This window comes from Leptolyngbya sp. FACHB-671, assembly GCF_014695745.1.
GTDB lineage: Bacteria > Cyanobacteriota > Cyanobacteriia > Elainellales > Elainellaceae > JAAUTN01.
Genome location: NZ_JACJOV010000116.1, coordinates 1 through 12133, shown reverse-complemented (window position 1 = coordinate 12133; position 12133 = coordinate 1). Strand labels below are relative to the sequence as shown.

General features: G+C 46.3%; 11 protein-coding genes. All 11 read right to left on the bottom strand.

The features are described 5' to 3' along the window. Nucleotides 1-116: 116 nt before the first annotated feature. Nucleotides 117-1895 carry a coiled-coil domain-containing protein gene (locus H6F93_RS15520; RefSeq protein ID WP_190682334.1) on the bottom strand — a complete coding sequence of 593 codons (1779 nt, stop codon included), beginning with the start codon at nt 1893-1895 and terminating at the stop codon, nt 117-119. A 628-nt stretch (nt 1896-2523) separates the two neighbouring features. Beyond that, nucleotides 2524-2742: a hypothetical protein gene (locus H6F93_RS15515; RefSeq protein WP_190682331.1), complete on the bottom strand. Its 219-nt coding sequence runs from the start codon at nt 2740-2742 to the stop codon at nt 2524-2526. A gap of 287 nt (nt 2743-3029) precedes the next feature. Continuing rightward, nucleotides 3030-3485 (bottom strand): HNH endonuclease, encoded by a 456-nt coding sequence (locus H6F93_RS15510; protein WP_190682328.1) that lies wholly within the window; start codon nt 3483-3485, stop codon nt 3030-3032. Next, nucleotides 3482-3883, bottom strand: a complete 402-nt coding sequence (locus H6F93_RS15505; protein ID WP_190682324.1) for a hypothetical protein — start codon at nt 3881-3883, stop codon at nt 3482-3484. The genes H6F93_RS15510 and H6F93_RS15505 overlap by 4 nt, the downstream gene beginning before the upstream one ends. Nucleotides 3884-3889: 6 nt before the next feature. After that, nucleotides 3890-4468: a zinc ribbon domain-containing protein gene (locus tag H6F93_RS15500; RefSeq protein ID WP_190682321.1), complete on the bottom strand. Its 579-nt coding sequence runs from the start codon at nt 4466-4468 to the stop codon at nt 3890-3892. Nucleotides 4469-4689: 221 nt separating this feature from the next. Beyond that, nucleotides 4690-5430 carry a M48 family metallopeptidase gene (locus tag H6F93_RS15495; RefSeq protein WP_347277303.1) on the bottom strand — a complete coding sequence of 247 codons (741 nt, stop codon included), beginning with the start codon at nt 5428-5430 and terminating at the stop codon, nt 4690-4692. Continuing rightward, the gene (locus H6F93_RS15490) at nt 5417-8566 is read right to left on the bottom strand and encodes a type I restriction endonuclease subunit R (protein ID WP_190682319.1); all 3150 of its coding nucleotides are present in this window, start codon (nt 8564-8566) and stop codon (nt 5417-5419) included. The genes H6F93_RS15495 and H6F93_RS15490 overlap by 14 nt, the downstream gene beginning before the upstream one ends. A gap of 82 nt (nt 8567-8648) precedes the next feature. Further along, complete coding sequence (locus tag H6F93_RS15485; protein WP_190682315.1) at nt 8649-9863, bottom strand: PDDEXK-like family protein; 1215 nt, start codon at nt 9861-9863, stop codon at nt 8649-8651. 87 nt (nt 9864-9950) lie between these two features. Then, nucleotides 9951-11261: a restriction endonuclease subunit S gene (locus H6F93_RS15480; RefSeq protein ID WP_190682312.1), complete on the bottom strand. Its 1311-nt coding sequence runs from the start codon at nt 11259-11261 to the stop codon at nt 9951-9953. After that, complete coding sequence (locus H6F93_RS15475) at nt 11258-11749, bottom strand: PIN domain-containing protein (protein WP_524537954.1); 492 nt, start codon at nt 11747-11749, stop codon at nt 11258-11260. Before H6F93_RS15475 ends, H6F93_RS15480 begins: the two co-directional genes overlap by 4 nt. A 5-nt stretch (nt 11750-11754) precedes the next feature. Beyond that, the gene (locus tag H6F93_RS15470) at nt 11755-12000 is read right to left on the bottom strand and encodes a UPF0175 family protein (RefSeq protein WP_190682305.1); all 246 of its coding nucleotides are present in this window, start codon (nt 11998-12000) and stop codon (nt 11755-11757) included. Nucleotides 12001-12133: the final 133 nt, after the last annotated feature.

Genomic DNA, 12133 nt, shown 5'->3' with positions numbered 1-12133 from the left:
ACCCAACTCCCCGATGCTCTCCTCGGTTCAGTCCGTCCAACACGGCTTATCCTCCTATGACCAACTCCTCTCCTCCCTGTGCGTCGAGTCCTTACCCAAGCTTGAACCTAGTCAATTCAATCCTTGCTAAACAATTTACGGAGCCATTCCTTGGCACCCCGATAGACTTTCACAAGTCTATCCCAAAGCCCTTGTTGAAGTTCTTCAGGTTTGACCAGTTGCCCCTTAACTCGCTCTAGTTCCTGCCGAGCTTGTTGTAAGTCCCGATCCTTTGCAGCCAATTGGTCAAGAAGTTGAGTAATTCTTAACTCGCGCTCACGAGATGTTTCGAGGTAAATCGATCGCTCCTGATTGAGAGATTCAATATCCTGGTGAGTTTGACGCAATCGTTGTTGAGCCTGTTCTAACTCTTCCCTAGAAACCACCAATTGAAGTTGAAGTTGGGCAATAGTTGTACGGCTGTTTTGCAAATCCTCCAAAGCTATCAGTCGCTCTCGATTGAGTTGTTCGCTATCCTGATAGGCTCTTTGCAGCTGCTGCTGGGTATGCTCCAAATCCCTTTGACTAACGGCTAGCTGAGATTGTAGTTCTGTCCGCTCAATTTGAATTTGAGCGGCATCCTGCTGTGCTCGGTGTAGCTGCGTCTGAAGTGACTGAACCTGCTCCTCAGACTGAGAAAAGCGTGATTGGATACTAGAACGCTCTTGTTCAGACCACTCTAAAGATTGCCGAGATTTTTGAAACTGAGCATTTGTTTCCGCAAGTTGAATCTGACATGTACCAAGTTCTTGAGAAAGCTGCTGTAATTGGGGTTGCTTATTGGATAGCTCATTTTGTAAACGAGACTGCTCCTGTCTAAGCTGTTGTAGCAGCGGAAATGCAACCGGATGAATCTGTTTTAGCTGCTCCTGGATATTGTTAAGCTGAATTGCGAGTTGAGTTAGGGATGTTTGAGTGTCAATGTTAACCTGAGCAGACCTCAATTCTTGAATCTGCATAACAAGAGAGTCAAGTAAAGGATAAAGGCGATCGCGTAGAAGCGTTACCTGATGGTTTGCTTCTTCATGGAGCATTTTAACCTCAGATATTTCAGCTTGTAGATCGACTCTGCTTTCCTGAACGTGATTCAATAGTTGCTGCAACTCAAATTGCTGATTATGTAGCTTTTCCTGCTCGCTTAAAGCAACTTTAGTGGACTTAAGCAAATTTGTTTCTTCTGATCTTAGTACCGTAACTTCCTGAGAAATGGACTGCTTTTCCTCCTTGCATTGTTTTAGCTGATCTTCTGCATTAGTTAAATTGGTTTCAATATCTCTTTTTTCTCTATTCAATACATTTATTTGCTCAGACAGTTCACTGTTCTTCTGACTCTGCTTCTCAAATTGAGTTTTAACAGTTTCTAGATAAGATTCTAGGCTCTTCTTTTCCTCTCTTAAAGTTTCGGCTTGTTCAGATAAATACTTATTTTGCTCACAAAGCTTTGATCGTTCATTAATTTCAACATTCAGTTTTTCCTGAACCGCACACAAATAATAGTCAAGATTTTCATTCTGTTTTCGAACTTCTTCGAGGTTTCCTTGAAGAATTGCATTTTTCTGGTTGAATTGATCTCGTTCCGCTGTAGTTCTAGTAATTTGCTTTGTCAATTGAGCATTCTCGTCACTTGCAGCTTCCAGTTTCCCAACTAAACCCTCACGCTCACTGGTGACTATCTCTAGCTGAACTTTTGTTTTCTCTAGTTCTAGTCTTAAATGAAGGTTTTCTTGTTCAAGGTTCGTGAATTGCTCGCCCACCTCACTAACATTAGGATTGTCAATTTGTTGCTTGACACACAAGAGTATTTCAGCCGTTCGATCTTCTATCTGCTTAATTTGAGCCTTAACTTCCTCGGTCATAAAATCAAGTTCCTCTTCAACTAGCAGCTGTGTTTTTAAAGAATTTTCATATTTCAAATTCTCATTCGAGAAGCTCAAACTCTCATAGCTGAGCTTTGCTATTTCCTCATCAAAATCCTTCCAAGGTTCGTGAAAGTCTATCCACACATCCAAATTATGGATTGCGCTGTCCCAAGTGCTCCAATAGCCTAATACTTGCCAATTCGCATCGGAGGTATCACAGTCATCGCAATCATCCTCTGAAATGTACTGTAAGCTCCAACGATTAGATTTTCCTACAACAATTTCTACGAAATCTTCCCAGTCGTCCCAATCATTAAATCCCTGTTCCCGTAACCACTTTCCATAGATTCTTAACCCGCTCAAAAAATTAATTGAACCGGTTTGTCTGTAGAGTGTCTCCAAGAATAGAATGTAGTCTCTCTCTGAAAGCATGAGAGCAGAGGATTAGGGGCAGCGTTTTAGAAACAGTGAGACTTACCTGTGCATCTGTATCTGGCTCTATAGTTCCCTGTCTAGGTCCAAGGAGCATCATTATTTCAAGAAGTGCTGAAATTAACCTCAGAACCAATCCAAGTTGAGAGTAAAGCTTAGCAGGGGTGATAACAATTTTCGCAACGATGACATGCTAGAGCTTCATATAATTCACTCGGGTATATTTGAGTGTGGGTAGAACTGACCCACAGCAGCCAGGAAACGGCATGAACTGGTTATTCGTGTAGAGAATGTAAGGAAAAGTCGTGCTAGTGATGCGATCGCCCCCATTCTTCGCTCTCTCCTCAGTCAAACCAGCAGTCGGAGCAGCTTCAGATCCGAAATCAATTCCAGTTTCCCATCGAACAATCAAGCGATCTCCTGCGGTGGGAAGATTTTGGCTTAGTCGTGGCGGTTGATTTTTATTGCTGAAGCAGTACGGATGTTCAGCCGACTTTACATCAGGAAACCCAGTAAGTTAATCTATCAACCTCAACTGCCTATTCCTTAGTAAATCCGAATTCTGAAACTGGGCGAACTTAAGAAAACCTTATCGACGAAGCATGTTCAGAGAGGGCGCTGAGAGTTTTCTGTTGACCACATTTCAGATCAACAGAACAAAAGTTAAAGTCAAAATGGTGATCGCCCAAGTAATTGAATTTACAGGCTGCTATTTTTGATATTCCGCCTTTGTTCCAGCTTTTGATGACGCATTCTTGAAGCGATCGCGACACTGTTGCTCTTCTTTCTGTTACATGACCAGCAGACCATAACAAGGTTTTGTTTGTCGAGAGTAAGTTCTGGAAAGAAGGATTTAGGCAAGATGTGATCAACAGTTGGATGGTGGGGCTCCAGCGTGAAGTCTCCGTTGTCCAGGTAGGTCTTCTCTCCAAAGCCCATCTGCTTACTGCAACAGGCACATTTCCAGCCCTGGTGCTCTAGCTGTTGAATCCGCCATTGATGCCAGTCATTGCTGCCCTGCCAACTGTTGTAAAGTAATTTGCCGTCGTTGCGTCGTTGTTTCAGGTTTTCCCTAGTCCGTTTGGTCTGAGCAAATTTTTCCTCAGCTTGAGCTAAAGCGGTTTCTGAATCAATGATTCTGAGTAATTCGCTCATTTCCTCGTACCTTTTGCAGTTGGGGTAGAAGTCTTTTTCGCAGAAGTTTTCTTCATTTGCTGCGCTTTTGCTTTGGTTTGAGTAAACAGGTCTTCTGCGCGATGGTGGAGTTTGTCAGCATATTCCAATTGCTCAAGCCCGCTCATGCCAAAAGGAGCGTCCTGAATTTGCTCAGCAAGGGACAGGATTGCCCATCGCAGGGATTGGATAGCGTTACGGGTGGCTTCTTTTAATCGTTTGTTTTCAATCAATTCTTTGCAGCGATCGCTCGCAGCAAACAGGTCATACACATTGGCTCTGCCCTGTTTACGAAGGGGGGTGAGGGATTTTGTCACCAGTTCAGCCTGATATTTGCTGGCTCCCAGGTCAACAAGTTGTTTGCGGGTGATGGTTTTCATAAAGGGTTATGCCTGTTGGCTGGAACGAGAGAGTTGGCGATCGCTACCGCAATGAGGACAAAACCGGTAGTCTGAGGACGGAATGACGCCGTTGCAGTCGGGGCAGTGGGCGATCGCTTCATCTGCTTTGGAGCCAAACAACCATTTCACAAATGCTTGCCCTGCGTCGAAAGGCGACATCTGACCAAATTGCTTAATGCGTTGGGTGATGGACTGGAGGTAGCTGATTTCACTGCGCTGGGTAATGATTACGTCTTCGTAGTTTTGAGCAACGTTTTCCCAATCTCTGGCTTCTCGTTGCAGACGATAGAGTTCTTGCTCGTGGTTTTGCTGCTGTTCTTCAAAAGTTTTGAGCAAATCTTGTAACACCTGCCGATGCACGTCGCCTTCCCGGTTAAGCTGACTTCGTAGATGGTCAACGAGTTGAGTTTGTGAGCCAATTTGTTGGGTTTGCGCTTCAACTTGGGCGCGGTATGACTGAACCTGTTGGTGTTCGCTGCGGGCAATCTGCAATAGCTCGTTCTTTTTAGTCCGCCCCAGAATAGTGGAGTCAGCTAATTCCCAAAAGTCTTTTTTTCTTGGCATTGCCTGCGACATCCTCAGCAGTAGAGTAACGTCCTGAACGAATTCGCATGAAGCGATTCGCATCACCAGGTCATTGCTCTATGATTACCAATTGTTCGACGGTGATAACAGTCTATTTGTAAAGAGGGATGATTGATTGCGGAGATTTTGTAAACGTTAGGTCAATTTTTAGTCCCTTCCACAACTCTCTCCAAAAGGACAGTGGCTTGGGTCGAGTAGGGCTAGTGGTCCCACTTCTCATGGCCCAGTGGTTCGCACTTCAAGATGTCGCGGTATTGTTGCCATTGGGGGAGATACTTGTCCATGTAGTCATTAAAACGCTCGTTATGGCACCGTTCTAGGAGATGCACTAGTTCATGAACCAGGACGTACTCTAAACACTCGATCGGTTTCTTGGCGAGTTCCAGATTCAACCAGATGCGTCGTTGATTAATATTGCAACTCCCCCACTTGGTTTTCATGCGTTTGATGCCCCAATCTAACACCTGTTTGCCCAGGACGGATTGCCAATGATTGAGCAAATCGGGAATCCGAGCTTTCAATTGGTGACGGTACCATTCGTTCAACACCAAAGCCCGATTTTGGGTAGAGGTGCCTGGGTTTACAAATAGCTGGAGGGTGCTGTTGTTTTTGGTGACGACTTCATGGCGACCCCGGCGCTCGATCACCTCCAGGCGATACCGTTTGTCAAACACGTAATGGCTTTCACCAGATACCATTTCTCGTTCAGATTGGCGAGGCTGAGCCTGGAAGCTAGCTTGTTGTTTTCTAATCCAGCTCAGACGAGAGACTACAGCAAGCCGCACATTGTCATCGGTCATGTGCGTTGGAACAGCAACACGAACATGACCATCGGGCGGACATACTGACAGATGCAGGTTTTTGATGTCCTTGCGGATGATCTGCACAGGGATGCCACTCACGACCAGGTTGTTGTCAACTACGAGGTTACTGGTACTCACGTTGATTCTTCACCAGCTCCAGCACATCGGACACATTAATATTACGCTCTCCGATTTCAGTTCGGATCGCATTGGCAACTTCTCGCTCCTTAAAGCGATTGCCAATCCAACCTTCCTTTTTGGTGTAGCGTACTGCGGTGTCGATGCGAAGTACCAAAGCTTCATCTTTTCCTAAGTTGTCGTAGAGCGATCGCTTGGCAGGAGTATTGAGGGATGCTGGATAGTTTTGTTCTGAGGTGCTGTCCGGTTGTTTCACCCTCTGAGCGAGGTGTTTCACCTTTTCTAGATACTCTTGATAGCTGATTGCCTGCTCGCGACGTTCCTGAATAACTGCGTCCAGTAGTTCGGACATGCGATCGTAGTATTTGGGGTTGACTGGATTCTCGTCAATGATAGTTCGTCGGATATTGTTTTCAATCGTTTCTGCCATCGCTTCTGGGTCTTTTTTTAACCCTTCGGGCAATTGCTCCAGTGCCCCCACCCCATTTTTGACAATTAGTTCTACCAGTCCAAGTTCCTCAAATTCAGATACAACTATACTTTCATCGGCGCGAATGTAGCTATCGAGTAAGTGCCGCATGGCGGGTTCATAGAGCTTCATGTCGAGGTAGTCCCCACTGGCGACTTTAACCTCATCCCGTATCTTGGTGTAGTGCGCCACCTCGGCTTTAATGGAGGCAGTTTCTTGGGCAGAATAGCCAGCCTCTTCCATCTCGTTTGCCAGGTTGGCATAGGCACGCATGAGGGCAGCAACGGCTTGATACAAAGCCATTCGCTTGGGTTCGTTACTGGCTAAGACATCTTTATCAGTGGTGTCTGGGGCACAGAAGTAGTGCAAATAGTCTTTAGTGTCGCGGGGCAGTTGAACTGGTTCGCATAAAGCTCTGACAGTTTCTAGCGTTTCTTCAAGCCGTTCGCCCGCTTTTTCCAAGCGATCGCTTAGCAGTCCGGCGACATCTTCTCTGTCATACCCATCGAGTGCACCACTGGTGTAGTCGGTGATGGCTCCCTCCAACCGCTTGAACAGGTCTTTGTAATCCACGATGTAGCCATATTCCTTGTCGTCCCCATCGAGACGATTAACGCGGCAGATTGCTTGAAATAGTCCGTGGTCCCGCATTTGCTTGTCGATGTAGAGGTAGGTGGCAGACGGGGCATCAAAGCCAGTCAGCAGTTTATCAACGACGATCAGTAGTCGCATCTGTCCAGGTTCTTTGATAAACCGCTCTTTGACCTTCTGCTCAAACTCTTCAACCCTGTTCATGGCTTTGTCTTCGCTTTCGCCAAAGAACTCTGCCAGCATTCTGCGATAGATGGCATACTGGTTGAGCTTTTCGGTTAACCCTTCTCCTGTTTCTTCACCTTTGATGTCAGCAGGAGATGGTTTGTAACTGGTGATGATGGCACATTTCCCTGCCAGGTCAGTGCGGCTGAATAGGTCATAGATTTTGCACGCCTGGTAAATACTGGAGCAGACCAGCATGGCGTTGCCCCGTCCATCCATCAGACGAGGCTTCGTTTCCATATCTAGTAGGATGTCATTACGAATCTGCTCTAACCGTGACTCGCTGGAGAGCACTTTTTGCATGGTGCCCCATTTCTGTTTCAGTTGGGTTTTTGCTAGTTCAGACAGTCCTCGTGTCTTGGCTTCAAACCACTGGTCAATCTTTTGCTGGGAGGTGAGGTGCTGGTCAATGTCACGGGCTTCATAGCGCAGATCAAGCACGACTCCATCGGTAACAGCTTCATCAAACTTGTAGGTGTGGATGTAGCGACCAAAGACTTCAATACTTGTCTCTTTCTTGTCTATTTTCAGCAGGGGGGTTCCTGTAAAGCCGATTAGAACGGCATTCGGCAGGATGGAGGTCATTGCTTTGTGGAGCTTGCCTGACTGGGTACGATGACATTCATCCACAAAGATAAACAGATTGCCTTTCGGGGCAAAGTTGCTGGGAATCTTGCTTCGCAGGTCTTGAATAAATTCGTCGGTAGCTTTCTCGGAGGCACTCTCATTCCCGGCGAATTTGTGAACCAGGGAGCAGAGGAGCCAGGGGGTAGTATCGTTCAGGGTTTGTATCAGGTCGGCTCCGCTTGGGGGGCGATAGATGTCTTCATCCACGCCCTTGAAAACCTTTTCGATCTGCTCATCAAGTTCGGTGCGATCGGTGATGATGAGAACACGCGCATCGGTGACGTTTTCCCGAATCCATTTCGCCAACCACACCATTGTCAGGCTCTTACCAGATCCCTGCGTATGCCAGATGATGCCACCTTCACGTTGTTGGACGTGTTGTTGAGCTGCCCTGATGCCAAAGTATTGATTGTGGCGGCAGGTCTTTTTGGTGCCGGAGTCAAACACGATGAAGTCGTGGATGAGTTCCAGAAATCGTGTCTTGTCACAAAGGCGCAGCAGGGCGCAGTCGAGGAGATTGTCTGAGGTGTCACAATCAAAAGAGAAATACTTTTGATTCCGGTCGTCGGTCTGGGGGTTGTAGTCTGGATTTTCTTCTTTCCAGGTGAGGTAGTATTTTTCAGGCGTTTCGATCGTGCCGTACCGAAGTCCCTGGGTGTCGTTGCCTGCCATCACCAATTGCAAGGTGGTGAAAAAGGGACGGATGAATGTCTTCTTCTGGTTATCCAGGTTTTGGCGGATGCCTTCACTCACTGAGACACTAGAGCGTTTGAGTTCCAGCACGCCCAGAGCAATGCCATTGACATAAAGGACAATATCGGGACGTTTTTTGTTTTCACCTTTGATGGTGACTTCTTCTGCAATAGCGAAGTGGTTGTTCTGTGGATGTTCCCAATCAATTAACCAGACCGTTTGGTTTTGCTGTCCGGCTCCTTCTTTGTCTTTGACTCCATAGCGCAGGAGCCGATAAACCGCTTTGTTGGCATCGTAAAGGTTTTGTCCTTCGCCCAGGGCTGCTGCCTGATCCAATTGCCGCAGAACTTTGTTGATCAGGATGTCACTGATGCCCTGCTGCTCGAGCCATTGAGTGAGTAAGCCAGCTTCGATATTGCGGTTATGGTCGCGATCGCTCCAGTTACCCAGGTAGGTGTAGCTTAGTTGCTCCTGAAAGAGCTTTACAACACGATTTTGGGTAATTCGTTCCCGTTGACCGACAGTACTCACAATAGTGCTTCCTCACTAGCTATGAACGGTAGGCTCCTTGCCAACTGAGTATTCCCACAGTTCTAGCACGCAATATTGAGTCTTACGGTTCACTGGGGTTAGTGGGTTGAAACGTTTGCATAATTGCCTCGTTGATACGAGGAAGTTCGTTCTCTAGAAATTGATTCCAAAAGTTCTGAATCTCTTCAGAGATGTCACTAATGGATGCATCCGGGCTGATGTTCCCGGAGACAGATCTTCTGATTAAGGCAACCCATCCCTTGTCCTTCTTGGGTTTGTCATCAGTCCAGCCAAGGAGGTCATGGTTATTGAGTGCCTCAAAAATCGCTACACGATTGCTTAATTCACCCGGTCCTAAGGTCAATACAAGATAAACGTTTGGCTGTCTGACCTCAAATTCAAAGAGCAAAATGCGGTTACTTTTTGTCCACCCGCCACAGGTTTTTTGGAAAGAAAGAGCATCCCACTGAGGTACTGCGAACCTCAAGAGCTTACGAGCAGGCTGGGAGTAGTCACTGACCACTGTATCCGAGGAAGTGCCGTTAACTCTTTCCTTGATCATTTCAAAAACTTCAGCTTCCAGGTCGGGTCGATGCTCATAGATCAGGTCGAGAGCTTCTTTGTGTTGCCAGTAAATCTTTCGGCAAAGTTGAGCAATCTCTGAGTCTTCCATCAGATGCCTCTTAATTAAACTACTGTAGTGCTGTATCAGAGTATGGACTTCGGAGCCAATCGTAGAGCGGTATCGGTTGGACACATCATCTAATAAAGCTGCAACTTTGTCATAGCTGTACGGTAGCCAGTGTTGCTGATCGTCGTCGCTATTGGGTCGTAGTCCTGTTGGTGTGAGATATACAAAGATTTGCTTGAAGTCCTTAAACTGGTCAAGAACGATCTCCCGGTATCGATAAAGCTGATTGGAGTGCTCTTGCGAATCGACTTTGTTCTCAATAACACAAACGATTTGACTAGTCTCAGAAAATAGCAGAATGTCAATGTTTTTCCATTCTCGTCTCACTTGAGTGTCTGCTAGATTTGCAATATCAATCTCAATCGAGCTAACAGGTGCATTGCTAGCACCGAGCAATAGCCGTTTTAGAAAAGTTTTTAGAAAAATGTCTCCAAGCCGATGGGATGCAGAGGGATTGAGCAGAAAGGCTAGACAACTTGAATGGCGGATTTCTTGCCGCACCATGCCAACTGCTTCAAAGATGTTGAATTGATCTAAAAGGCTCTCTAGGTGTTCAAGATCCTCATTATCAACTACGAATTGTTCTAGTAACTTCTTGCTATCCATCAGTAATGAGTTATCAAAATGTGAACATCTGCCACTGGTCTTTTTTCACTCCTCGCTTGACGGCTTCCTGGAAGATGTCTCTGGTGCTCATACCAGTCGCGTCCTCCCGGTGAGGAGTTCTTGCATCATCCCCTGTTTGATGGACTGGGTTTTAGCGAGGCGGGTTTCTAAGGCAGCGATTTCAGCATCCATGTCGGAGAGAACAGTGGCAATCGCTTGTTGTTCTTCTACATTTGCAAGTAGAATTTGTATTGACTTAATGATTAAACCATTAAGATTCTCTTGATTGCCTGTATTACTTAGATTTCTAATAGCTTCGTACTGAAAAATTAGATAATGGAATACATAACTTTGACACACATCTCGACCAAACGTGATGGCTGCACAAGCTTGATTGGTTGACGCTTCAACATCTAATATTGCAACTTTCCCTCTAGTTTTTCCCTGTCCATACATCGCCATAAGTAATGTACCTGGAGGAAATAGTTTAGCTGCCGAGTATTTAAGCCCATCAGTAGTAATAAATTGCTCTGCATTGTTGATGATGTTGAAATCAATTTGAGTCGTAGTTACCCAGGGAATAGAACCATTCCAGTACTTGGGATTTGTACGGCTAGGTGTACCACCTGAACTTACAGAGCCAATATCTCCAATATTTCTTAAATTCCAATCTTCAGGAATTACGCCAATTTCAGTTTGCCGATCGCCCTTCCCCTCACCAAACCCTGGCAGGCGTTTTTTGCCTGTGAGAAGTTGCTGCATGGTGGCGGTTTTGATTGCCCGCTTTTTGGCGATCGCTTTATCCAGTGCGGTAATCAGGGCATCGACATCGGATAGGGCTTGGGCGATCGATCGTTGTTCCGGAAGGGGTGGAACAGGATAGGTGAAATCTATGGCATCGCTAATGTTGAACTGTTTTTGTGCTGTTCCGTACTGTACATGCTCAACTTGGGATCTTCCGATTCGGGAGTTCATTACATAGCAGAGCCAGAGTGAACTGAAGGAAGAGTATTGTCGAACAATCATCATCGATGCACAATTGCACCCGTCTAGCTCAGGAGGCACTACAGCCGTGACCCCAGGATTACCGACACGAACAGTTACAAGGTCTCCAGCTGTAAGACGTGACGCTGGAAGTAACTCATTACTAACACTGCTGATTCGGTTAGCCAACTCCCAGTTGATGTGATTTTCTGAAATCTGTGAACCCACCAACATCGGGACAGAACCCTCATTATCAAAATATGATGAGGGGTTGATGACAAGACCAACGCTTTGGGAAGGGGATATTTGTTTGAGACGTTTAACTTCCCAGTCTTCAGGAATTACCCCAACTTCTGTGTGCTTACATCCTTTCGGCAATTGGTTATTGTCAATTGTTGATTGCTCATTAGTCATTCGCAAGATTCTCCTGCTGCAATCAAAACCTCGGGATACAGTTGACTGCTGACTCGAAAACCTGCTTCAGTGAGCAACACATCTAGCACAGGTCGAATTGCGGTCAATAGCCCCTGCCGCTTGGCAACCAGCAAAACTCCTAACAAACCCGTGATCGACAGTCCCAAACGCATTGCCTCTCTGCGCCCGAGGCGTTCATCAATGAGCAATTCGTCTGCGCTTAACTCCAGCGCGAGGGCAATGGCTTCTGCTTCACCGCGATCGAGATTGTGATCTGTTTTCAAGGTTTCCACCAGGGTGCGATCGATCGGTTGTCGCACCTCAATCCATGCCAGCGATAGAGCCTGATTAATTCGTGCATCTTCCTGTCCCCCTCGCTTCAATTCCTCGGCAACCGCAGCGGGAATTACGACCTGCCCGTACAGTTGTTGCAATAGCGACAGATGACCTGCGATCGCCAATCCGCTCAGCGGTGAAGTATCACTCACAACGATCACAGTAATCCTTTTGCCGTTAAGTGTTGAATGTCTTCTTGTAGTTCAGCTACGTCATAATGCACACAAATTCCACGGTCTGCAATCAACCGCTGAAAGCGGATCTGAGGCATTTCCAGTAACTCCGCTGCTTTGCCCAGGCTAATTTTGTCTTGTTGAAACAGCAGCAGAACGAGTTCTAACAAAAGCTCCTCTTCGGACAGCCCGCTGGCTTTCACAATTTCATCAGAAATCACTAAACTCATAGTTCCCCCCTCCAGACCTAATACGGAATCCGGCTGTGGAGTAACACTATAAGATAGAAGGATGGGACGTACAATTACACTGGCAAAACACCTCAGTCGTGAGGAATTAAAAACTCGCTATCAAAACAGCAGT